This is a genomic window from Actinokineospora sp. NPDC051303, from assembly GCF_055586285.1.
In genome coordinates, this window is the sequence record NZ_JBVJIN010000015.1 from 68014 (window position 1) to 91299 (window position 23286).

Genomic DNA, 23286 nt, shown 5'->3' on the forward strand with positions numbered 1-23286 from the left:
CTCCAGTGCGGGGGTGTCAGGCCGGTTCGGACTACGGCTCGGGATGGTGGAAGCGGGTCAGGGCGTCGAGCGCGGCCGAGAGCTGAGCGCGCCGCAGCCGCAGGAGGTCGAGGTAGGCCGCTGGGATGGCCCGGTTCTCGGCCGACAAGCGGACCAGTTCGGCGATGACGGCGGTCAACGTGGCCAGGGCGGCGGCCATGCGGTGGTCAGGGCTCGGTGGTGGGGCGGCGCTGGGAGCGCGCGGCTGCTGGTTCATGTCGGGGCCTCCACCGCGGCCAGGGCGGCCAGCGCCTCGTCCTCCCGCGCGACGGTGAACAGCGACCGCGCGCCCGGCGGCTGGCGGGCGATGACGCGGCGGATGGCGGCGGCCCGCGCCTGGTTGGGGACGATGAAGGCCACGCCCGGGAAGACGCCGTGGCGGCGCTGCTCCTGGCCGGACCGCTCGTAGCGCTGGTAGGCCCGGCACTTGGCCGCGATGGTGGCGGGCCGCGTCTCGGTGTCGAGATCCACTTCAATGAACCAGGCGTTCTCCTCGCGGGCGGTGACGGCCAGGCGGACCAGGGCGTCCGGCCGCAGGATGAGATGTTCCCCGGCCGGGCCGCGGTACTGCCGCCAGCAGTCCGGTTCGGCCCGGAACTCCCGCAGCTTCGGGCCGCCCCGGGCGTGCTGCTCCCGCAGCCGGGCGAACAGTTCGGAGATGGCCAGCCGGTGGGCCAGGAACGGCTGTGACGGGCGCCAGGCGCGGCGCTGACCCCGGCCGATGGCGTGCCGCCCGCCCGCCAGGCGCAGGCCCGCCGCCGTCAGGGCGTGGACATGGCCGGGCGCCCCGGCGCGGCGGTCACGGGAGCGATCCGGGAAGCGGCGCACCAACCCAAAGCCGATCAGGCGTTGGAGGTGACGGCGAGCCAACCGCTGGGCGGAGCGGTCCGTGGTGAAGACGCTGCGGGCCACCTGGTCAGTGGTGGCGGCGTGCACGGCGGCCAGCGCCATGAGGACCCGCTGCTCGCGCGGGGTCAAGGTGCCGGCCAGCAGGGCGAGGCGAGAACCGGTCAGACGGCGGGGAGAGGGCACGAGAGACCTCCAATCAGGCAACAAGACGGGCAGGCGCAAGCGCAGAAACCAAAGACCAGTGGCACGAGGCGACGAAGAGTCGTACGGGCTGGGGCCGATCTGGGGCCATGCGGCCGGGCCAAACCGGCCGGGACACGCGCCCGGTGCGGACAGGGTTACGGACAGGGGCGAAGTCGTCATGGCGTCCTCCTGGTTCGCCGCGGCCCCGGCGCCTCGCCCAAACGGCGGCGTTGCTGGATGGCCCGCTCGACCGTGCCCAGGTCCCGGCCGTGGCGGGAGCGGGAGGCGGCCCGCGCCGCCCGGCCGCTGCCGGTGGGGGCTGGGGGCGGGGCCGTGGCCACCGTGACGGGAGCCATGACCCGACCGTCCACCACCAGACTGGCCAGGGCCGTGCGCGGGGGCAGGCCGAGCAGGTCTTCCGGGCGGACGCCGAGCAGGTGGCGGGCCAGCAGCGCCGCGTCCTCGGCGGCCGGTTGCAGCACGATCTTGGAGCGGGCTTCGCTCAGCAGGGCGCTGCGCAGCGGCGGGGCGACTTGGGCCAGGTACTGGAGGGCGGCCGTCAGGCCGATGCCCTGGGCGCGGGCCCGGGCCAGCACGTCCGTCAGGCCGAAGCTCCCCCGGACGAAGCGCGGCAGCTCGTCAATGACCAGGCTGACCGGGCGGCGGGCGCTGTGGGGCAGGGCGGCGCGGCCCAGGGCGGCGTTCCAGACCATTTGGGCCACCATGCCGCCGATCAGGTCGGCGGCCACCGGTCCCACCACCCCGCCCGGCAGGCTCAACACCAGCAGCTTGCCGCCGTCGATGACCTCACGCATGGACCACGTCGGGTCGGCCTGGCCGAGCATGGCCCGGATAGAGCGGCGATCCAGCAGCGGCGTGACCTTGTTCAGCACAGCGGCGGCGTCCTGGTCCTTCTGAGCGGAGCTGCGGGTCTCGAAGCGGGCGAAGAACTCCCCGACGGTGGGCGCCAGCGGCGGGTCCAAGCGGGTCAGCAGGTGAGCGCGGAAGCCCGGGTGCAGCAGCACGGCCGGGACCTCGGTCAGGGTCATGCCGGGGCTGGCGGCCAAGAGCACCAGCGTGGCCTTGAGCGTTTCGTCAATCTGCACACCCCAGGAGTCGGACCGGTCGCGGATCAGCTCCAGCATTTGGTCCGCCACCAGCTCGGCCTCTTCCGGCGGACCGGCCAGCGGATTAAGGGCCACGGCCCGGTCATCCGCCGGGTTGAGGAAGATGAGGTCACCCACTCGCTCCGGGGACAAGCGGTCCACGAAATCAGCGGCCAAATCGCCATTGGGGTCGATCAAGACCACCGCTTCGCCCGCGGCGGCGGCCTGCGTCAGGCGACCGAGCAGCACCGTGGACTTGCCCGAACCGGTCGGGCCGGTGACGAGCGTGTGCATGAGGGCGTCCGCCGGGGCGAGGGCCACCGGCCGTTCCAAGCCCGGGTAGGTGGCGCGCCCGAGGACATAGCCCGCAGCGGGCAGCTCGCGGGCAGGCGGGAAAGGACGGCCCGGGCTTACGCGCAACCCCGGCACCGTGGGGCCAGCCAGCCAGGCCACCAGCACCGCCAGCTCTCGGGCGTTGACATGCACCGGGGCGTGGAGCAGCGGCGTGGCCGCCCGGCGGAAGCGACGCCGCGCCGAGCGCTGAAGGCCGCGACGGGTGACGAAAGCGGCGGCCGGCCGGTCCAGCTGGTGGACGGAGCCCACCACATGGCTGACCAGTTGCCGGGCCCGGCCGCGGCTGGCGGCCCGGGCACCGACCCGGAGAGCGACGCCGAACAACGGTTCGCCGAGCTTGCCCCACCGCTGGCCAGCGGTCCGAGCGTCCAAGGACCGGTGGCTGCGCGAGAGCGCCCGGGTCACCGACTGCACCCAGCGCGGGCCGATGACCAGGCCGGGCGCGGGCCGCAGCGGCACCGTGGCCGGACTACCCAGCGAGGAAGCCACCAACTGGTAGACCAACTCTTCATCGTCCCGGGCGGTGGCCAGAGCGTGAAGCAGGCTGCGGGCGAACGCTTCCGGCTGCTCACTCCGGAGCAGCCCGGCCGGATTCGGCAACTGCAACTCCCGGACCCAGATCAGCTCCGGCCGCGGCGGCTCGTCCACCACCGTGGCGCGCACGCCGGGCACGAGGCCCCGCAGCTGCGCCAGCACCCGGTCCGTCTGCCGCTGCGGCACTCGCAGCCAAAACTCGGTCACACCGTGGCGGCGGACGGCTTCAAAGACCGCGCTGTCCCGGCCCAAGAGCGAACCAACGGGCGGGCGCAGAGCCGTCAGAGTGCGCGCGAACGCCAACACCGACTCCAGGGCCGCGTCCGCGGGCAACTCCAGGCGGTACACCACCCGGCCCTGGTCCCGAGCGAGCTGATCGCGGTAACGGGCATAGCAGACGAAACCAACAGTGGCACCGCCCAGACCCGTAGCCGTAAGAAGAAGAGAAACAGGACTCATCTAACCCCCTGGTCACTGTTGACCATATTGGCAACAACAGCAGACCGTTTAGACGGACCGTAGTGTGCTCGGTCCTTGCAACTAGTTATAACAAGAGTTGCCTATTTGGGGAACAATGGGCCTGTGGAAAACTCCGGCATTCACTTCGTCATAAGCCGAGAAGAGCCTATACGTTGGCCAATTAGGCTACTTGGGCAGCACTCTTCATTCTCAGGCGACAGTGCATAGTTGACGATTTTGGCAACTGTGATTTACAATCGAAACTGACATTACGGGAGTAACTGGGGATGGGGAAGACAAACGAAGCTCCTGGGACTCAGGTTGGCCGGTTGATTGACCAGGGCTTGAGACAATTCGAGTCGCTTGATCAGACGATGCTGGCCGAACGCTGTGGTGTTCATAAGAGCTACATCGTCAAGCTGAAAACGGGCAAGATAAAGTCGCCGCGCCGGGACGTCTTGCTGGCTTTGGCCGCCACCTTGAACCAGGATGTCGATGACTACCGCCTGGCCCTCCTCGAAGATGGGGGCCAGCTTCCGTCGTGGCACAAGGTCTGGGCCAACGAAGTTGAACTCCAAGAGGGCGTGCGCCTCAGTTCCGAGGACACGGAGTCGATCCGGCGCTACGCGCTGGCCCTGGTGAAACAACGCCGGACACGCAAATAAGTGAGGTGAGAACATAAGGGGGATTCATGGGTGAGCAATCCATAGATCTAGCATTGGTTACGGCCATCGTGCCGAACCGCAAACTGTCCCACAACGAAGCGCTGACCATCGCCGAGGTCCAAGCCTTGAAGCTGCTGCGGCTGGGCGGGATCGTGGTGCCGCCGGTGCCGGTGGTGGAGCTAGCCCAACGGGCCGGCGTGGTGATGACGTACGAACCGTCCGTCGATGAGGTTGGCGCGCTCGTCCTGCGCGACGGTACCTGGCACATCCTGTACTCCAGTCAGGATGACCCGGGCCGGCAGGCCACCGCGGCTCACCAGCTGAAGATTCTGCTTGATCAGCCGTTTGGTGACGGGATGTACCCCCACCAAAATATTATGGCGCCCGGGGTGCGACGGCACTTCGTGGCCGAGTACTTCGCCACCTGCCTGACCCTGCCACAGGAGTGGATCGAGCAGCTGTGGCGGGCGGGACACCACGATGTCGACATCCTGGCCGAGCGCTTCGGCGTGGACGTGGGGACCATGGCTTTCCGGCTGCGATCTTTAGGGCTTCTGCAGCACGAGAAGATCTGCGGGTGAGCGAGGCCCGAAGCGGTTCTAGCCCTCACGGCTCTGCCGTGAGGGCTTATTCCATGCCTTTTCTTCTGAGATGACTCACGTAATGCGCCCCGAGTTGGAGTTAAGAGCCATATTCCGTTAGCAATAGGCCAGCCAGGAAGTTCTCAGCGCCCAGTACAAGAGCGCGAACTGCCAGTATGTCGCTCGCGGAGGCGTGCTTAGCAGCCTCCAGGCGACTACCAAGACGAGACCGCAGGGTCACGAGGCAAGCAGCTTCGGCAGTCATCACACCTGTAAGGTCCTTTCGGCTACGAAGCGCAAAGTAAATACGCAGGGCGCGAGGCGGTTTCCCGGTTGTGGGATCTATGCCTTCCCACTCTTTCACTGAACGGTTTCCCTCCCGATGCCAAGCCCTTACGGCATTGTCAGGGGCAATCGCGCGTAGTGTCCGATCTATGACCTCCACAGCGCAGTTGGCTGCCTTCTCAGCTGCTGCAGGCCCTCGCCTATTTAGATCATCCCAAGCGCCATTGAGTAGTTCTGCAAGCTTCGGGTCGACGTTCGACAAAGCCGCATATAGCTCCCGAGTGGTATCCAATCGCCCTTGCTCATAAGGCTCGATCACATCCTTATCAACCTGCTCAATAGCCTCGCTAAGCACATCTTCGACCAGGTCGGCAGATGTGAGAATATCCGCGCCAGTGATACCAAGCGCAGTCTTCCCGCTCAAGATGGAGCTACGCAATTCATACCGACTGGGATTCTCAGGAAGGTCGAGCACTTGCCCCTTCCAAGCATCTATGGCACCAGAGCCCAGCGGACTAATGAGACTTACCAGGTTGTTTTGATGCGCTGCCCAACTCGTAAGCGTGCTCGTCTGCCGTGAGACATGGCCGAGCTGTTCAGCAAGTGCCTTGATCGGCAACCCCACCGTGGGCTCGATAGCAACTTTGATATGGTTCATAGCGAGAAGTGAGGTGCGCCAAGTAGCCGTAGAGTTGTCACCAACTGCGTTGGCAAGCCCGAGAGTTACGACCAATTGTGCCGACAGGGTGGAAACAGGCGTTACCCGGTCAACAACATCAAAAGCCGCAGCCAGCGTAGTGTTAGTACCAAGCGAATGAAAGATCTGTGCCATCGTTGATTCAGTAAGAGACTGCTGTCGCGCTACCGTTCCAGCGAAGACCGAGCGGGCGGCCTCCTCGGCCGCTCGCATCGACCTAGTGACGTCGACCGGAGGGCGGAGAGCTGGTATTCCGCCCCAAGATGGCAGGTTGGTGATGCCCCCCAGAGATGGCACGTACGGGTTGACGATGGTTGGCGTTGGCCAGGTGGCAGGACTGTGCGTTGAGCGAGAGCGCCGCTTCCTGGGCTTGCTGGCCTTAGGGGTCGCAACCGGTGCGTCCTCACCAACCGGAGGGTTACCATCACTATCCGTCATCGCTGCTACCTCACCGCTGTCCTGTCAGCCGATCGACTGAGCCAGGTCAAGCGTACGGGGCGGGACCGACAGACGGCGCTTGCGCTTGACGACTGGAAGAGCCTCTCGTTGTTGAACTCTGGCGTCGGCTAGGCGTCCTCATTTTAAAAAGGCTCTTGACGATGGCCCACATTGATCACTCAAATGATCAGAAGCTTACGGCTGGCGTAGCTTCGCAGGCCCTCGAACGGCAACACTAACGAGTGAAGTTCGTGCGGTGAAGGGTATTTCCACCTGGACTCTCGCTTACTTTAGTAGCATGACTTCACAGGAGGGCGTCACGCCCGCACCCGGCCTAGTCGGTGCTGACGACATATTCCAGTCGGAACTGGAGGATACTCAATCGGATTTTGAGTTGCCAGAGCGAGTCAAAAAATTAACCGACGACGTCAAAGGCTCTACCGCTAGACCTGAACTTGCCTTTGCGCTTGTGCGTACGGTGGGTGCAGATGTAACAGTACTCGTTGATGAGTTGGAATCAGCGCTATCGGCGTCTGGATACGTTACGAAAAAGGTCAAACTGAGCGCCGCACTTCCTCAGAACTGGAAGAATGAAGCCGAGCGGTATGAAGCGCTCATGGAGGAGGGCGATAAGTTGCGGCAGAAGTTCGAGCGCCCAGAGATACTGGTTATGAAAGCATGCACCAACATACGGCTGTTGCGCCAGCAGACAGATGGCAAGCCACTCGCTTTGATAATCGATAAGCTTGTGATGCCACAGGAGGTTCGCAGGCTACGCGAACTATACGACAAACGACTTTTTGTAATCGGCTGTGATGCTCCGAGAATAGACCGCATCAACAATCTCAAACTTCGGTTTGAGCGAGCTGGTTTGGATGGGAATGAGTCCGAAGTGGCGGCCATCCGTGCGGTTAATCGTGATGCCGGGCTATTTGGGTCCACAGGGCGGCCCAAAAAATTTTGTGTCGCAGTAGCTCGAACCATGGAACATTCTGATGTCTTTGTGCGCAGTAATGATGCGCGGCAGACCCGACGGATAATTCGGCGACTCGTTGAATGCATCCTTGGTTATCCTTTCCACACGCCAACGCTCGATGAGCTTGGCATGGCGGTAGCATTTGACATGGCTCTGACGACGGCGTGTTTGGCTCGCCAGGTTGGTGCGGCCGTAATGGTAGAAGAGCAAATTGTTGCGGTCGGCACTAACGAGGTTCCGAAATGGGGTGGAGGTGTTTATCATGCCGAAAGTCCTATTGATGCACGGGAATGGGTGGAAGGTAAAGACCCTAGTGAGGTTATGCGGGCTCAAATCTTGTCGGACCTGCTACGTCGGTTGCATGAAGAAAAAATGTTGTCTTACCCTCCTGGGGATGGAGAAAAGCTGGAGCCCCATGTCCCACTAAGCGATGAGCAGATATTGAAGATTCTCAATAACGACAATGTGCGCGGTAGTCGGGTCTTCGATATAATTGAGTTTACCCGCTCTGCTCACGCTGAGATGGTAGCAATAACGGGCGCAGCTCGCATAGGGGTAAGAATAGGGGAAGGTACTCTCTACACCACCACGCTACCTTGTCACGAATGTACTCGGAATATCATCGCGGCGGGCATTGATCGCGTTGTCTACCTGGAGCCATACCCGAAGAGTAAGGGTTGGGAATTGCAATCCGACTCGGTGGCGCTGATTGCACACCAGGGGAAGGAGTGCAACAAAGTGTCATTTGAGCCGTTTGCTGGATTCAGTTATCGTAGATTTGCCGACTTGTTCTCGTGGGTTGCTAGGAGAGAAGATGATGTGCGCATTACTCGACGAGAGGAGAGTAAGCCGGGCGCGCCGATTGAAGAATTGACTTTCAATGGCAAGCGGGTAACATGGAAAGCGGACGAGGCCAAAGTGAGGCCTAGCATCTTTAGTCAAACATTCGGCAGTATAGAACTCGCTACGCAAGAGGCAAAAGAAGAGATGTTCCTGAAGCTTTTGAGCCGTCTTGAGCGGGTGGTACACTCTCGCGAAAAACCTAAGGAGAAGCCGTGATTAATGCTGAAGTTAGTCGTGTCAATTCAGAGTTCGCTGAGGCCGTAGTTGGCTCCGGCCTACTGGACAAGTTGATGCCCGGCGCAAATGGGCCTGAACTATCCCATGCTGAAGTTCGTCACATCTTCGATGACGTAATCGACGTCAAGAAATATGGGGCAGAACTGGCTGACGCCCTTATCAGGGCGGGGCATATGCCGCTTCTCGACTCCGAATGATCGGTATGCAACTCGCCTGACTGAATGCGTCTGACATTAGTAAGGAAATAAATTCCTCACCACATGCTCGTTAGAGAGTGTGGTTTTTTATGTTAGAGCCCAGATGTATAGTTCGCATTAGCCCCGATTCGCCAATGTGAACACATATCCGCCGGTCTAGGCAGTCCGGCCAAGGTCCGGTGATGTGTCTACCACGGCTGAAACGATTGAATTCGGCGCCTTCTCCCCGTAGGCACAGTCAGCTTAGTGTCAGAGTGAAGAAATGGACGTTGACGGCGCGCACTCGAACGTAGCGGTGTCACCTTGGTGGTCCCGGTGACACCATGCAGGACATGGGCCGTGAAGCGAGCGACGAGGCGTACGTGCTGAACCTGTGTGACGAGGTGCTGGGGGAAGCCGGACAACGTCAGGCGCGCTTCGACTGGCTGCGGGGCGACCCTGGGCGAAGCGCCCGCGGCCGTCGGCTGCCCGTGGACGGCTACTGGCCAGGGCATGGGCTGGTGGTGGAGTACCGCGAGCGGCAGCACGACCACCCTGTGGCCCACTTCGACAAGCCGGACCGGCTGACCGTCAGCGGGGTGCACCGTGGGCTCCAGCGGGCACGGTATGACCAGCGGCGGGAAGTCGAGATCCCGGCTCACGGTCTGCGACTGGTGGTGATCAAGCCGGGCGACCTGGCTGCGGATGGGCGCGGCCGGTTGCGGCGAGACCGGGGCCATGATCTGCGCGTCATCCGGGCCAAGCTGGGGCGGTAGGCACACGGGCACGGTTCGTGGGCCGCGTCCTGGCCCTCTCGGGAACCCGGTTACCACTCGTTTTCGCGCGCTGAGCTGGGGGTCCTCGTTGGCCCTGGCACCTCATATACTGGTGGTGTCGTAACAGGGTGCGTGATGAGTCAGTGGATCATCACGGGCGCGGGAGAGGCCAGATCGTCGGCCAGGGCTTCCGCAGGCTAACTCCCAGGGCAACAGTGGCCCTGGTGCAAGGGCCGTTCATGGCCCTCGTTTAGCGGGCTTTGCCCCGCCAAGTAGCTAAGGACCCCCGATGAACTGGTTGAGGTACGCCCATGAGCGCCGCGTTAGACCCGTCCGAGGCGACGCCCCACCGCGAAGACAGTGGGGCGCCAGCCGACATCGCCGAGTATGTGCGCCGGTCCACGGCCGCGCAGCAGCTCCCGGAGAAGGTCTGTGACCCGAAGGCCATCCAGGCGCTGCACGGCCTGATCAGACGCGCCAGCGGATGTTGACCTTGTCGGTGTCGAAGTGCCACCCCCGCCAGGACTTGCCCCCGGGGTGACCTGGTTCCACAACTACATGATCGACGATCAGCAGAATCGCGTGGCGCCGCCACGTCAGGCTCGCGTTGACCCAGGCTTCCCGAAACGACAACCCCGGAGGCAGGTCAGTGAGGGCCTTTTTTGTTTGCACTTTGCCCAGCTCAGCCTCGGTGATGAGCATGGCCTCCAGGGCCGCCGCCCGGATGATCTGGTACTCGTCCTTGTCGTACTCGCCAGCGCCGTAGTCGGCCGCCAGCGCCTGGAGATGGCGCTTCTGGCGGCTGTGTTGGTCCACCAGCTCCATGACGCGGTCCATGTCCTGCTCCGGCGCGAGGGCCGCTTGGACGTCGGGTGAGTCGAACCGGTACAGCACCGCCTCCGTGACGAGTTCGTCCAGAGGATCGGCCCCGCGGAACAACTTGCCGCAGCCGACGGTTTCGCCGTGACCGTTCTGCAGGCGGCAGCGGTAGCGCCGCTGGTACTGGCCACTTTTCAGGGTCCGGCCGTTGCCGTACATGACGCCGCCGCAGATCCCGCAGCGCGCGATGCCGCTGAGCAGGTACTGGCGGCTGACGAGATCACGCCGTCGGCCCGTCTTCTTGTGACCGGCCATGCGCAACGCCGCCATCATCAGCTCGTGGTCCTCCTTGGAGATGATGGCGGGCCAGACCGCCCGGTACGCCTTGCCCTTGTGGACGCGGGTGCCCGGCCCGGGGAACTCGTCAAAGGCGACGTGCCGCTTCTTGGTCAACATGGACCGCAGATTGCCCGCCCGCCACTTGTAGCCCCCGGCCGTCGTGGTGCCCTTCTGGTTCAGGAAGCGCACAAGGTCGATCTCACGCTCACCGGCGATGATCTCCCGCACGCAGTAGCGCAGGATCTCGGCCTCGCTCTCGATGATGGCCCGGCCCGGCCGCCCCGGGTTGAGCAGCGCCCCGCGCACCGACTCGCCCTCCTCGGTGAAGAACTCCTCGTAGACGCCGCCCTCGTAGCCGTAGGCGCGCTGGCCGCCGTGGTACATGCCCGCCTCGGCCTGCTTGTTCTTCTTCCGACCCTGGCGGACCGAGGTCTGCTCGGACTCAAACTGGGCGTCTACCACCGCTTCAATGAGGGCCTTACGGCCGCGCGGGGTGTGCAGATCGTAGATCGCGCCGTCGGTGGTTTTGACGTAGCGCAGAGGGGTGGTGTGGCGCAGCTTGATCAGCGTTAGCCCGTCCTCGACCTGACGGAGAAGGCGGGGCACCTCCGTCACGATGATCTCGGTGACTTCGCCCGCGCGGACCAAGGCCAACATCTCGATGTACTGCTGGCGCTCTTTGGTGCCGAACTCAGAGGCTGACACGTCGTTGTCAGCGAAGTGTCGGCCGATGGGCTCGCCGGTCTCCTCGGCGTAGTCGTCGATCTCCCGTTGCTGGATGGTGACGTTGACCCGCAGGCCGCTCGTGTCCTTGCTCAGCCGCTCGTAACCTACTCGCATCATGCCCGCCTAGCGCGTTGGTAGCTGTCGGCTCCTTCCCGGGTCATGGGACTAAGGTGATGAAGGGGCCGACTACGGTACGCGGGTGGATACGGCGTTACAAGCCGGGGCCCCGAAGAAACCACTCCACCCCATCGAGCAGACAACGCGCGCACCCCCGACGAGCAAGTCAACGAGCAGACTCACCCATCCCCATCATCCCCATCAGTCTTGGCAAAGTTGTCGATCATCAACTTGCCATCCTGTTCCACCAACGCATAAGAGTAAGGCTCAGAAGAAACCTTCCCCTTCTTATTAACAAAAATCACCTCAGCAGCAACCCGATCACCCTCAGCCCGCGCCGAAGTCAACTGCACAGAGATCAAAGAATCGTAAAAGTCCTTATAAGCCGCATACCCGTTAGACTTCGCTCTAGCCCGCTCGGTAAGCAACTCCCACGCCGCCCGAGTATCACGCGGAAGCAGCCCATAGTACTGCCGCACAGCGTTCTCATACTCCGCGGCCGCCCGCGTAGTCGCGGTTGTAGTCGTAGTGGTAACCGTCGTAGTGGTCGTAGTCGAGCTAGTGGTAGTCGTCGGCCGAGTAGTCGTCGTGCTCTTAGCGGTAGGAGACGCAGAAGTCGCTGGCGGAGTGTTAGTCGACGTCGTGCCACCAGCCCGCGGCGAGTCAGTGGCGTTCAGCAGGCTAGCCACCAGAATGCCGATCAACGCCGCGGCGACTATCGCCAGCACGGTAAGCAAAATCGACCGCGAGTCGTTCCGCTTCTTCTGCGGAACCGGCCGCTGAGGACGCGCCGCAGGCGTCCGAGGCCCAGAGCCATTGGCACGCTGCGGCGGCGGACCAGAAGGCCGGACAGCCGGGCGCCCCCCGGACGGCGTCGGCTCGGCGAACGGGTTCAAGTCAAGTCTGGTACCCGGGTGGCCGTGCGGCGGAGTGCCCGGCGGAGGCCCCACCACGGGCCGCGGCGGCTTCGGGTACGGGTCGGTGCGCTGGTGGGCGATGGCGATCGACGGCAGCGGCTTGCCCGCGGCGACGGCGGCGAGGGCGTCCTTGGCCTCGGTCATCGTGGGCCGTTCGCGCGGGTCGGCCCGCAGCAGCTGCATGAGCAGCGCGGTGAGCGGTCCCGCCTGCCGGGGCGGCATGACCTTGCCCGCAGCCACCGCGTACAGCAGCGCCAGGGTGTTCTCGCTCAACCCGAACGGCGAGTGCCCCTCGACGGCGGTGTAGAGCGTCGAGCCGAGGGAGAACACGTCCGCCGCCGAGGTCGGCTGCTCGCCCTTGGCCACTTCGGGGGCCAGGTAAGCGGGGGTGCCCGCGAGCATCCCGGTCGCGGTGACCGTGACGTCGCCGGTGGCCCGGGAGATGCCGAAGTCGGTGATCTTGACGGTGCCGTCTTCACCGAGCAGGACGTTCGCGGGCTTCACGTCCCGGTGGACGATCCCGGCCGCGTGCGCGGCGACCAGCGCCGCGGCGACCTGGGTGCCGATGCGCGCCGCTTCCACCGGGGAGAGGTATTCCCGCTCGTTGAGCACCGTCGCCAAACTCTTCGACGGTAAGTACTCCATGATCAGCCATGGCTCGTTGTCGTGCTCGGCGACGTCGTAGACCGTGATCGCGTTCGGGTGCGCCAGTCGCGCGGCGATGCGGCCCTCGCGCATGGCCCTGCGCCGTGCCTCGTCTGCCTGCGCCTCGGTAAGTCCCGGTTGGGAGAGCAGTTGCTTCACCGCGACGGTCCGGTGCAGCCGCTCGTCGTGCGCCTTCCACACCACGCCCATGGCGCCGCTGCCGATACGCGTGCCGAGCTGGTAGCGGCCCGCCACCAAGATCTGCTCGCTGGTCATTGCGCTCCTGGCCTATCCCTCGTTGGGATCGGTGATGACGGTGGTCGTCGTCGTGGTCGTGGTGGGCTCGACGGCGGTAGTGGTGGTGGCGGTAGTGGTGGTCGTGGTCGCAGTCGTGGTGGTGGTCGTCGGGACGACCGTGGTGGTCGTGGTCGGCTCGGCCGACTGCGACGAGGAGGTGGCGGGCGGCGGCGGCACGACCCGGGTGCCGCCGGGCGGCCGGTTCGTCGTCGCCTGCGGCACGGTCGTGGTGGTGACGACCTGCGAGCTGGGCCTGGTGTCGATCTGGTTGGTGCCCCCGTTGCCGGGGTTCTTCTCGTTGCCTCGGTTGAGCAACAGCAGCACGGCGATCGCCAGGACGACGGCCACGCCGAGCCCGCCGAACACCATCGGCATCCGCGAGCGCGGCTGCTTGCTCGGCGCGGCCATCACCACCGGCTGGCTGGTGACCGAGGTCGGCTCCGCGGCGGGATGGGCGACCAGTCGGGTGGCGGCCTCGGCCGCGGCGGCCAACGCGGCGGGCGGGACGTCGGGGTCCTCACCCCGGGCGACGGCGCCGAGCATGTCCCGGGCTTCGGCCGCGGTCGGCCGCGCGTCCACGTCGGTGGCCAGCAGCGCGGTCAGCACGTCGGTCAGCGGCCCGGACTTCTGCGGCGGGTTGATCTTGCCGGAGGCGACCGCGTGCAGCAGGCCCAGCGTGTTCTCCGACAGGCCGAACGGCGGCTCCCCCTCCACGGCCGCGTACAGCGTCGAGCCGAGGGAGAACACGTCGGAGGCGGCCCCCGGCTCCCGCCCGATCGCCACCTCCGGCGCCAGGTAGGCCGGGGTGCCCGCGATGAGGCCGGTCTTGGTGACCGTGACGTCGTCGGTGGCCCGGGAGATGCCGAAGTCGGTGATCTTCACCGAGCCGTCGTCGCCGAGCAGGATGTTGCCCGGCTTGATGTCGCGGTGCACGATCCCGGCCGCGTGCGCCGCGGCCAGCGCCGCGGCGACCTGCGCGCCGATCCGGGCGACCTCGGCGACGTCCATCGCGCCCTGCTCGGACAGCGCGATCGCCAGGCTGACCGACGGCAGGTACTCCATGATCAGGATCGGCACGCCGTCCTCGTCCACGGCGTCGAACACCGCGATCGCGTTCGGGTGGTGCAGCTTGGCGGCGATACGGCCCTCGCGCATGCAGCGGGCCACCGCCTCCTCCGCCTCGTCCTCGGGCAGGCCGGGCGGCAGGAGCAGCTTCTTCACCGCGACCGGGCGGTTGAGCCGCTCGTCGTGGGCGAGCCACACCACGCCCATGGCGCCGCTGCCGATGCGTCGTTCCAGCCGGTAGCGCCCGGCGACCAGCCGGCCCTCGTCGCTCATCCCGACCGGAACCTCCCTTGCCCGCGATGGGCGTCGCGGGCTTTGTCATCGGTGCGCGGGGTGTGCGCCACCGGTGCGTACCCGGGCAATCTGCTTCCACGACGCGGTCTTGTTCCCGGGTGGCCGACCGCTCCAGGCTAGGCGTTCACGCAGCGCGCACGAACGCAGTCCCATTACCACCGGGATGGGAACGGCGACGGCTACATACTGTCACAATGGGGCCCTCGTCGGGCCAGGGTGTCCGGCTGGACGTCGGTCAGTTGGACTGAGCGGAGACCAATTCGGCCCCGATGATTTTCTGCGGCGTGCTGTTCGTGACGGTCAGTAGTTGCTGGATACGCAGGTGCGTGCCGTCGAGCAGTCGCAGCCGGATCACCGCGAGGACGCCGTCGGAGCGCTCCTGCACGTCGAGCACCTCGATGTCGGCCACGGCGGTCCACGAGCCGACGAACTCCGAGAGCGTCGTGCCCAGGAGGTCGCCCGCGAGCAGGTCGAACGCGCCGCTCGGGTTGACCTTGATGAGTCGGTAGTACTCCAGCACCAGTTCGCGGCTGGAGCTGACCGGCCGCTGGGACTGCCCGGTCCTGGCCGGGCTGGTGTCGCCCGCACCGGTGTGCGCCGCCCCTGAGGTGGACTGCTCCGAGCTGGACTGGCCGGTGGTGGACTGCCCGGTGGCCGCTGTCTGGTCCGGGGAGTTCTGCTGGGCGGACGGGGCCGGGCTGGCCTTGCCCGACGCGCCGTTCCGCTGGGCGGCGCGGGTGTCGGGCCTGCCCTGGCTCGACTCGACCACGGCCCGGTTGAGCTCGTCGGGCAGCAGCGCCCGCTCGCCGGTGATCTGCACCTTCGGCCGCTGGTCCGCGGCTCGGGCGGCGCCGCGGTCGCGGGCGATCATCGTGGCGGTGGCGACCGCGCCGCACAGGGTGATCACGGCCAGGCCGAGGCCGGTCACCTTGGCGAGCTGCGCGCCGCGCGAGGGCGGCCGACGGTGCGGGACCGGGGCGTCGTCCGGCTCGGCCCCGCGCATCAGCGTGCTCGGCGCGGTCACGTCGTCCACCAAGCCCGCGGACAGGCTGCCCGGCAGGTCGGCGGGCAGGTCGAGCGGCGGTGGCTGCTTCCTGATCAGCTCGGTGACGTGAACCGAACCGGAGCGCACGCGCCGCTTGCCGGTCGTCGGACGATCCACTGTCGCTTTCCTCCGCTTGAGTCGGCCATCGGGGCAACTCGTACCGTGTGCCCCGGTGGTTACACCACTCTTTCTCGGCTCGTCACCCGATCGAGGCGATGGGCGGCGAGATTTTTCACCCGAAAAGAGCAATCGTCACGCGGTGCTGTGGCCGCAATCCGCCAGATCGAGTGCGATCGGCCTAACCGGGCCGCCACCTGAGGGCCGGAGCCCCTCGGTGGCCCGGGGCACGGCGGCTACCTGGGCGAACGGGGGAAAACGTCCGCTCACGCGGGCGCCCGCTCGTCGCTGATGCGGGGATTGGAGCCATAGGTGAAGACCAGCTCGCGTTCTTCGGTGGTCACTGTCCCGTCTTTGTGGACGACTCGCAACGTCGACCGCGTCGTGCCGTTGTTGGGGTCGATGACGATCCGCTGCACCTCCACGCGCTCGACGTCGGCGTAGCGGCGCGCGATCTCGGCCTGGCCCGCGCGGCGCATGTGGCCCGCGGTGAGCTCGTACGCGGCGTCCGGGTCCTCGGTGACCTCTTGGTAGTACGCCTCGGTCAGGTCGCCCATCGTCTCGGCGTCGTTGGCTGGCGCGACGAGCAGCGGGCTGGTCACCGTGCTGCGCGAGGGCGGGGACGACGAGGTCGTGCTGGACGGCGGCGGTGGGCTCGACGTGACCGAGGCCGGGGCGCTGCCGGTGGTCGACGGCGTCCCCTTGGCGGCGGTGGTCTCGGCGGTCACCGTGCGGCTCGCCGATGGCCTGCGGACGGCGACCGTCGTGGGCGGGTCGGCTATCTCGCGGCTCGGCTGGCCGCCCCAGACTGTCGGCCGCTCGGTAGGCGACTCGGGCCGCTGGTGGCTGGGCAGGCCGGGCAGACCCGGCAGCGCGTCGACCACGTCCGGCTTGCGCGGACCGGTCATCAGGGCCACCGCGGCGTAGGTCAGGCCGACCAGCACGAGAATCGCCGAGGCCACCGCGAACCAGGCCGCGTGCCGCCACGACCGCGGCGGCGTGACCGAGGCCGGAATGCTGCCAAGATCGAATTTCGCGAGCCCGGTCGCGGGGCTTTCCGGCGACTCGGTCTCGCGCCACTCGGGATCGCGGTAAGCGGTTTCCCGGTATTCGTTGTCGCGGTAAGAGGGGGCTGGGTGCCCGGTGGTTCGGTAGGAGGTGTCGACGCTGTCTGTGTCGTCAGTGTCGAGGTAGCTGGCCAGGTAGTCGACGTGCCCCATGACGGGCAGGATGTCGGTGTCCTCGGCCCCGCCGACAGCGCCGCGCTGGTGCCTGCCTCGACCTGACCCGATTTCCGGAGAGCCGCTGTTCGGAGAGTCGCCGTCCACTCGGGAAAGCGTAAGCCGTAGCGCAGCGTTCGGACGGCAGGGCGGGAATCCGCCGGCGACTTCACTCTTTCGAGTGAATTACCGGAGCGGTTTGCACTGTCGGCTCACCATTGGGCTGACGGCCGAGCCCTATTTCTCGCCGCGGTACTTCGCCATGGTGGTCGACAGCGCGCTGCCCGCGACCGCGCCCGAGCCGCCCGCGAGCAGGATCGCGAGCACGTCGGTGAAGCCGCTGCCGCTGGTCAGCAGCCAACCGAGGACCGCGCCCGCGGTGGTCACTCCAGCGACGGGCCACCGGCCGCGCACGTACTGCGCGACCGGCGCCCCGCTCGCCCCGCGCTTGCGCGCGGCGGAGTTCAACAGCGCGAGGTATCCGACGTAGCCGAGGGCGGCCACCACGGCGACGATGGCGACGAGAACCGCGATGAGATCAAGCATGGTCCCAGTCTGCCCCAGTCGTGCCCCCGCGGAATGGGGGAAGCCCCTGGTTCCACCCTGACATCGGCTAACGCGGCTCCGCGAGGCCCCAGCGACAGTGACGACCTCAGCGGCCGAGTTTGCCCCGGCCGAGGTCGAGCAGCGCCATCGCCAGCGTCCGGCCCGCCGGACCGAGTTCGCGGTAGCGGGCCACCACGTCCATCTCGCGGTTGACCACGATGCGGGGACCGCCCGCGGCCATCCGCGCCGCCCCGATCGTGCGGGACACCTCCGCCCGGCGCTTCACCAGCCGCAGGATCTCCCGGTCGAGGTGATCGATCTCCTTGCGTAGCTCGGCGACTTCCTCCGGCGCGGGCAGCTCGACCCCCGGCCGGGGCACGCTCGTGCCGTCCTGGCTCGGCTCTGCGGCGTCCGGCGCGGCGGTGTTGGTGTCTTCGGTGATGGGGCTCATCGTGATCCTCGGCGTTTCGGCGGAGTTCGGATTCCCGAGAGCAAGCGAAGGCCCCGGGTCCGAGGACTCCGGGGCTTCGTGGTGGAGTGCGGTGCCTACGCCACAACGGGAGCCGGAGTCCGGGTCCCGTAAAAAAAGTCGAAGTAGCCAGGCATGACACCAGTGTTACACAGGTTCGCCCCGGCGGTCGACCTGACCTCCCCACGTGGTCCAGACGCGCCGGTCGTCGCGATCGTCGGTGCCCACCGGTACCGTTGTCCGCACGATGGAAGCCCTCTTCGACCTCCCCACCGAGCCCCGCACTCCCAGCCCGGCGCCGGGCTCAGCGGCCCTCCTTGACGACCTCAACGACCAGCAGCGGCGCGCCGTCGAGCACGCGGGCTCACCGCTGCTCGTCGTCGCGGGCGCGGGCTCGGGCAAGACCCGCGTCCTCACCCGCCGCATCGCTTACCTGCTCGCCGAGAGGCACGTGCACCCCGGCCAGGTCATGGCGATCACCTTCACCAACAAGGCCGCCGCCGAGATGCGCGAGCGGGTCGCCGACCTCGTCGGCCGCCGCGCCAACGCCATGTGGGTGTCGACGTTTCACTCGATGTGCGTGCGCGTCCTGCGCCGCGAGGCCAAGACCCTGGGGCTGACCAGCAGCTTCTCCATCTACGACGCCGACGACTCGCGCAGGCTGATCACCCTGGTCGCCCGCGATCTCGACCTCGACCCCAAGCGCTACGCCGCGCGCACCCTGTCGGTGCACATCTCCAACCTCAAGAACGAGCTGATCGACGCCGAGACCGCCAAGGGCAAGGCCACCAACGACCTGGAGCGGCGCGTCGCCGAGGTCTACCTCGACTACCAGCGCAGGCTGGGCGAGGCCAACGCCATGGACTTCGATGACCTGATCATGCGCACGGTCGGGTTGCTGCAGGACTTCCCGGACGTCGCCGAGTACTACCGCAGGCGCTTCCGGCACGTGCTGGTCGATGAGTACCAGGACACCAACCACGCCCAGTACACGCTGGTCCGCGAGCTGGTCGGCACGGGCTCCGAGGGCCTGCCGCCCGCGGAGCTGTGCGTGGTCGGCGACGCCGACCAGTCCATCTACGCGTTCCGCGGCGCGACGATCCGCAACATCGTGGAGTTCGAGCGCGACTACCCGCAGGCCACCACGATCCTGCTGGAACAGAACTACCGCTCCACCCAGAACATCCTCACCGCGGCCAACGCGGTGATCTCGCGCAACCCCGACCGCCGCGACAAGCGGCTGTGGACCGCCATGGGCGACGGCGAGAAGATCGTCGCCTACGTCGGCGACAACGAGCACGACGAGGCCGCGTTCGTCGCGGGCGAGATCGACCGCCTGGTCGACACCGGGGCGGCCAACAACGGCGATGTCGCCGTCTTCTACCGCACGAACAACCAGTCCCGGGTGTTCGAGGAGATTTTCATCCGGCTTGGTCTGCCTTACCGAGTCGTCGGCGGCGTCCGGTTCTACGAGCGCCGGGAGATCCGCGACGCTCTCGCGTACCTGCGCGTCTTGGCCAACCCGGACGACACCGTCAGCCTGCGCCGCATCCTCAACGTGCCCAAGCGCGGCATCGGCGAGCGCGCGGAGGCGTGCGTGTCCGCGCACGCCGACCGCGAGCGGGTCTCCTTCGCCGCCGCCCTGCGCGCGGCCACCGAGGGCAAGGTCGTGATGCTCAACCCGCGCTCCCAGCGGGCGATCGCCGGGTTCGTGGAGCTGATCGACGGCCTGCGCCGGTTCGTTGACGACGGCCAGGACGTCGCCGAGGTGCTCGACGCCGTCCTCGACCAGACCGGCTACCGCGCCGAGCTGGAGGCCAGCGACGACCCGCAGGACGCGTCCCGGCTGGAGAACCTGACCGAGCTGCTCACCGTGGCCCGCGAGTTCACCGAGCTGCCCGCGCCCCCGGAAGACGACGTGCCCGCCGACACCGAGCCGGTAGAGCAGACCGGGCCGCAGGCGGGCTCGCTTGCCGCGTTCCTGGAACGCGTGTCCCTGGTCGCCGACGCCGACTCGGTCCCCGACCCCGACGAGGACAGCGGCGGTGTGGTCACCCTGATGACCCTGCACACCGCCAAGGGCCTGGAGTACCCGGTCGTGTTCTCCACCGGCTGGGAAGACGGGATCTTCCCGCACATGCGCGCCCTGGGCGACCCGGTCGAGCTGGCCGAGGAACGCAGGCTCGCTTATGTCGGCATCACCCGCGCGCGCGAGCGGCTGTACCTGTCGCGGGCGATCGTGCGGTCGGCCTGGGGCCAGCCGATGACCAACCCGGCGTCGCGGTTCTTCGATGAGATCCCGGCCGACCTGATCGAGTGGCGCCGCGTCGGCCCGGAGCGCTCCGCGCCCACCCGGGCCACCACCTGGGGCGGCCGCACGGGCGGCGACTCGGCGCAGGCGGGCATCGCCGGGCGCGGGATGCGGTCCACGTCGTTCAAGGGCTGGCAGGACACCCCCGCCCTGTCGCTGAACGTCGGCGACCGCGTCAACCACGACAAGTACGGCCTGGGCACGGTCGTGGCCACCGCGGGCCAGGGCCCGCGCGCCACCGCCACCATCGACTTCGGCTCGTCGGGCACGATCCGCCTCATGCTGATCGGCAGCGTGCCGATGGTGAAGCTCTAGTCGTCGATGGCTTGGTAGGTCGAGGTCAGGAAGTCGGCGCGGACCTTGGGTCCGGCGGGTGAGGTCCAGGCCTGCTGGGTGAGCAGGATGCCGATCAGGTCCTCGCCCGGGTCCATCCGAGCGGTGGTGCCGAGGCCGCCGTCCCAGCCGAACGCGCCGGGCGTGGTGTCGATGGCGTTGCGCCGGGTGACCACGGCCAGGCCGAAACCCCAGCCGAAGGTGTCGAAATCCACCACGCCCCGGTTCGTTTTCTGACCGGGGGTGAGCTGGTCGGCCGTCATGGTCCGCACGGAAAGCCGCGACAGGAGTCGCCCACCCGGGTGGCGGCCGTTGTCGAGCAGCATCCGGCCGAACGCGAGGTAGTCGTCGGCGGTCGAGACGAGGCCGCCACCACCGGACGGGAACGCCGGAGGCGTGTTCCACTGGCCGTTCTCGGCCGGGTCGTACACCGCCAGGTCGTCACTCTCCGGAGTTCTTGTGTAGGCCGTCGCGAAGCGGTGCGTCTTGGTCTCCGGAACGTGGAACCCGGTGTCCACCATGCCCAGCGGCGCGAAGACCCGCTCGTGCAGAACGGCGTCGAGCGGCTGGCCGGACGCGCGCGCGATGAGAACTCCGAGCACGTCGTAGGACGTGTCGTACCACCAGGTTCGGCCCGGGTGCGTCAGCAGCGGCAGTCGGCCGAGGCGCCGCATCCACTCGTCCGGATCGGGTGGGGACGCGGGCATGGGCGGCCCCGGAGCCAGGCCGACCCGGGCTATCTCGTCCTGGATCGGATAGGCGCCGGGCGGGGCCATGATGAGCCCCTGGCCGAAAGTCGACGCCATGAGATGACGGACAGTGATCGGCCGCTCGGCGGCGACGGTGTCCTCGATCGGGCTGTCGAGAGCGCGGAGAACGCGTGGACTGGCCAGTTCAGGCAGAAAGTCCGCGACCGGGTCGTCCAGCCGGAGCACGCACTCTTCGAGCAGGATCATGGCCGCGACGACCGTGACCGGCTTGCTCATGGACGAGATCCGGAAGATCGTGTCGCGGGCCATCGGCGCGCCGCCGACCGCCTGGCCGCCCATCGCCTCGACGTGCGTCTCGCCGCGCCTGCTGAGCAGGGCGACCAGGCCGGGGACCGAGCCGCGATCGACATGACCGGCCATCGTCGTGCGCCAGCGGTCCAGTCGGGGCTTCGAGAGTCCGCTCACGGGCCGCCTCGCCCGCTCGGCTGCCCCGTGGCGATCCGCTCGTCCATGACGGCAACCTACCGGGTCGCCCCAGGTCGAACGGCAGTTCGAGAAATTGTCGGTGCCCTGCGGTTCACTGTCCTCATCGACAACGACGGCGAGAGGAGCCGGGATGAACGAGGGATCGCACCAGGGGGCGGATCAGCTTTCGGTACCACTTTTGGGTTCGTTCGGGGCTTCGTGCCGTTTGGGACCTCGCGCGGCGAGGTACTCCGGGCTCGTCAGAGCCGGATGCCCCGTGCGGAGAGCCAGGAGGTGGGATTGAGCTTGCGACCGTCGGCGTCCCAGACCTCGAAGTGCAGGTGCGGGCCAGTGGACTGGCCGCGGTTGCCCATGTGGGCGATGAGCTGTCCCGCCTTGACCTTCTGGCCTTCGCGCACGACGTAGTCGTTGACGTGGCCGTACACCGAGACGGTGCCGTCCTTGTGCTGGACGCGGACCCAGAGGCCGAAGCCGCTGGCCGTGCCCGCCTCCACGACGACGCCGTCGGCGACCGAGACGATCGGGGTGCCGATGCGGTTGGCGATGTCGATGCCGTAGTGGGTCACGCCCCAGCGGGCGCCGAACCCTGAGGTGAAGGTGCCCTGCGCCGGGCGGACGACCTTGGGACGGGCCGCTTCCTCCTGCTGAGCCTTGAGTTCGGCGGCGCGGGCGGCCTTGGCCTGGTTGACGCGCTCGGTCGTGGCCATCTTCTGGGCCTCGACGGTGCCGCTGGACTGCTTGGCCAGGGCGAGCAGCTCGGGGGCCGACTCGGTGTCGCCGCCCATGCCCATCGACGCGGCGGCGGCGGTGCGGGCGCCTGCCAGCGGCATGATCTCGTCGGACGAACTCGCCGGGTCCTGCGACGTGGTCGACTGCAGCGTCTGTCCGGCGGCGGCCGCGGCGAAAGCGCCGACGGCGACGGCGGCCACGACGACGCGGCCACGGAGAGCGGAGGACGGGGGAGCGATCCGGTGAGCGCCACGGCCGCGGTTGGCACCGCGTTCAATGGCTTCGTCGAGCGCGGCGAACTCGCGTTCACCGCCGGTGGAGCGATGTCGGGACAAGACCTAGCCTTCCGCCTTCGGGGAGCCCGTCTCGAACACCTGCTCGCGGGGGACGAGCATCGGGTGTCGGACACCGGGCGGGGGACCCGGCTGGGTCGGCGTGACGCTGGATGCCGTCCCTGTCCTATTCGTGATCGGACTGTGACAACGGACCCGGGGACAGTAACGGGGGGGCGGCGTGGCGGGCAACAGTCGTCACCCGGTTATGCCAAGGGTCCGGCCGGGCGAAAGTTGATGTCCTGGGCTTACTACGCAAAGTTAGATCGATGTCACGGCCCTAGTGTGATCTGCATCTCGGTTCAATCGACCATCCGGGTGGCAACCCGCGCCTGACCCAGCCGTCCCCGAAGGTCACGAAACGCGCGAAAACGGCACACCCGCCACCCGCGCCACCACCCCAACGCCGCCCGCCCGCCCGATCGCCAACCCGAGCAGGCCGCGCCCCGCGCGGCCTGCGAGGCCGGGCCTGCCCTGCGAGGCCGGGCCTGCCCTGCGAGGCCGGGCCTGCCCTGCGAGGCCGGGCCTGCCCTGCGAGGCCGGGCCTGCCCTGCGAGGCCGGGCCTGCCCG

The 23286-nt window shown here is 67.1% G+C and carries 21 protein-coding genes; 7 read left to right on the top strand and 14 right to left on the bottom strand.

What is annotated here, in order from left to right:
* Positions 1-31 precede the first annotated feature (31 nt).
* The 3 genes from ACZ6SD_RS14225 to ACZ6SD_RS14235 form a co-directional block, all read right to left on the bottom strand.
* Positions 32-256: a hypothetical protein gene (locus ACZ6SD_RS14225; protein ID WP_465317363.1), complete on the bottom strand. Its 225-nt coding sequence runs from the start codon at positions 254-256 to the stop codon at positions 32-34.
* Positions 253-1071, bottom strand: coding sequence for a replication-relaxation family protein (locus tag ACZ6SD_RS14230; RefSeq protein ID WP_465317364.1), 819 nt, complete (start codon positions 1069-1071; stop codon positions 253-255). Before ACZ6SD_RS14230 ends, ACZ6SD_RS14225 begins: the two co-directional genes overlap by 4 nt.
* A 176-nt stretch (positions 1072-1247) precedes the next feature.
* Entirely contained in the window at positions 1248-3416 is a 2169-nt protein-coding gene (locus tag ACZ6SD_RS14235; protein WP_465317365.1) for a type IV secretory system conjugative DNA transfer family protein, read from the bottom strand.
* 482 nt (positions 3417-3898) lie between these two features.
* Here ACZ6SD_RS14235 and ACZ6SD_RS14240 point away from each other — a divergent pair, with 482 nt between their 5' ends.
* Both ACZ6SD_RS14240 and ACZ6SD_RS14245 read left to right on the top strand, forming a co-directional pair.
* Positions 3899-4189 (top strand): helix-turn-helix domain-containing protein, encoded by a 291-nt coding sequence (locus tag ACZ6SD_RS14240; protein ID WP_465317366.1) that lies wholly within the window; start codon positions 3899-3901, stop codon positions 4187-4189.
* A gap of 26 nt (positions 4190-4215) precedes the next feature.
* Complete coding sequence (locus ACZ6SD_RS14245) at positions 4216-4770, top strand: ImmA/IrrE family metallo-endopeptidase (protein ID WP_465317367.1); 555 nt, start codon at positions 4216-4218, stop codon at positions 4768-4770.
* 100 nt (positions 4771-4870) lie between these two features.
* Here ACZ6SD_RS14245 and ACZ6SD_RS14250 read toward each other — a convergent pair whose 3' ends face one another.
* Entirely contained in the window at positions 4871-5887 is a 1017-nt protein-coding gene (locus tag ACZ6SD_RS14250; RefSeq protein ID WP_465317368.1) for a pPIWI-associating nuclease domain-containing protein, read from the bottom strand.
* 601 nt (positions 5888-6488) lie between these two features.
* Here ACZ6SD_RS14250 and ACZ6SD_RS14255 point away from each other — a divergent pair.
* The 4 genes from ACZ6SD_RS14255 (at position 6489) to ACZ6SD_RS14270 (ending at position 9689) form a co-directional block, all read left to right on the top strand.
* A complete protein-coding gene (locus ACZ6SD_RS14255) occupies positions 6489-8225 on the top strand; it encodes a deaminase (RefSeq protein ID WP_465317369.1) in 1737 nt (578 codons plus the stop codon).
* Positions 8222-8443 carry a hypothetical protein gene (locus ACZ6SD_RS14260; RefSeq protein ID WP_465317370.1) on the top strand — a complete coding sequence of 74 codons (222 nt, stop codon included), beginning with the start codon at positions 8222-8224 and terminating at the stop codon, positions 8441-8443. The genes ACZ6SD_RS14255 and ACZ6SD_RS14260 overlap by 4 nt, the downstream gene beginning before the upstream one ends.
* A gap of 332 nt (positions 8444-8775) precedes the next feature.
* Positions 8776-9198 (top strand): hypothetical protein, encoded by a 423-nt coding sequence (locus ACZ6SD_RS14265; RefSeq protein WP_465317371.1) that lies wholly within the window; start codon positions 8776-8778, stop codon positions 9196-9198.
* A gap of 311 nt (positions 9199-9509) precedes the next feature.
* A complete protein-coding gene (locus tag ACZ6SD_RS14270) occupies positions 9510-9689 on the top strand; it encodes a hypothetical protein (protein ID WP_465317372.1) in 180 nt (59 codons plus the stop codon).
* Here ACZ6SD_RS14270 and ACZ6SD_RS14275 read toward each other — a convergent pair.
* From ACZ6SD_RS14275 to ACZ6SD_RS14305, 7 genes are all read right to left on the bottom strand, one after another.
* Positions 9667-11199 carry a recombinase family protein gene (locus ACZ6SD_RS14275; RefSeq protein WP_465317373.1) on the bottom strand — a complete coding sequence of 511 codons (1533 nt, stop codon included), beginning with the start codon at positions 11197-11199 and terminating at the stop codon, positions 9667-9669. The two genes, ACZ6SD_RS14270 and ACZ6SD_RS14275, sit on opposite strands and share 23 nt — an antisense overlap.
* A gap of 179 nt (positions 11200-11378) precedes the next feature.
* Entirely contained in the window at positions 11379-13037 is a 1659-nt protein-coding gene (locus ACZ6SD_RS14280) for a serine/threonine-protein kinase (protein ID WP_465317374.1), read from the bottom strand.
* Positions 13038-13049: 12 nt separating this feature from the next.
* Positions 13050-14396: a serine/threonine-protein kinase gene (locus tag ACZ6SD_RS14285; RefSeq protein ID WP_465317375.1), complete on the bottom strand. Its 1347-nt coding sequence runs from the start codon at positions 14394-14396 to the stop codon at positions 13050-13052.
* 256 nt (positions 14397-14652) lie between these two features.
* Positions 14653-15579 (bottom strand): hypothetical protein, encoded by a 927-nt coding sequence (locus ACZ6SD_RS14290; RefSeq protein WP_465317376.1) that lies wholly within the window; start codon positions 15577-15579, stop codon positions 14653-14655.
* Between the two features lie 266 nt (positions 15580-15845).
* On the bottom strand, positions 15846-16907 hold the full coding sequence (locus ACZ6SD_RS14295) for a hypothetical protein (RefSeq protein ID WP_465317377.1): 1062 nt from the start codon (positions 16905-16907) through the stop codon (positions 15846-15848).
* 129 nt (positions 16908-17036) lie between these two features.
* Positions 17037-17345, bottom strand: a complete 309-nt coding sequence (locus ACZ6SD_RS14300) for a hypothetical protein (protein ID WP_465317378.1) — start codon at positions 17343-17345, stop codon at positions 17037-17039.
* 106 nt (positions 17346-17451) lie between these two features.
* The gene (locus ACZ6SD_RS14305) at positions 17452-17796 is read right to left on the bottom strand and encodes a chorismate mutase (protein WP_465317379.1); all 345 of its coding nucleotides are present in this window, start codon (positions 17794-17796) and stop codon (positions 17452-17454) included.
* 265 nt (positions 17797-18061) lie between these two features.
* Between ACZ6SD_RS14305 and pcrA the strand changes: the two genes are divergently transcribed.
* Positions 18062-20440 (top strand): DNA helicase PcrA, encoded by a 2379-nt coding sequence (gene pcrA, locus ACZ6SD_RS14310; protein ID WP_465317380.1) that lies wholly within the window; start codon positions 18062-18064, stop codon positions 20438-20440.
* Here the strand turns inward: pcrA and ACZ6SD_RS14315 are convergent.
* The 3 genes from ACZ6SD_RS14315 to ACZ6SD_RS14325 form a co-directional block, all read right to left on the bottom strand.
* The gene (locus tag ACZ6SD_RS14315) at positions 20437-21633 is read right to left on the bottom strand and encodes a serine hydrolase domain-containing protein (RefSeq protein ID WP_465317381.1); all 1197 of its coding nucleotides are present in this window, start codon (positions 21631-21633) and stop codon (positions 20437-20439) included. The two genes, pcrA and ACZ6SD_RS14315, sit on opposite strands and share 4 nt — an antisense overlap.
* A gap of 260 nt (positions 21634-21893) precedes the next feature.
* Positions 21894-22718: a M23 family metallopeptidase gene (locus ACZ6SD_RS14320; RefSeq protein ID WP_465317382.1), complete on the bottom strand. Its 825-nt coding sequence runs from the start codon at positions 22716-22718 to the stop codon at positions 21894-21896.
* Between the two features lie 351 nt (positions 22719-23069).
* Positions 23070-23286 (bottom strand): hypothetical protein (locus tag ACZ6SD_RS14325; RefSeq protein ID WP_465317383.1); only part of this gene is annotated, 217 nt, incomplete at its 5' end.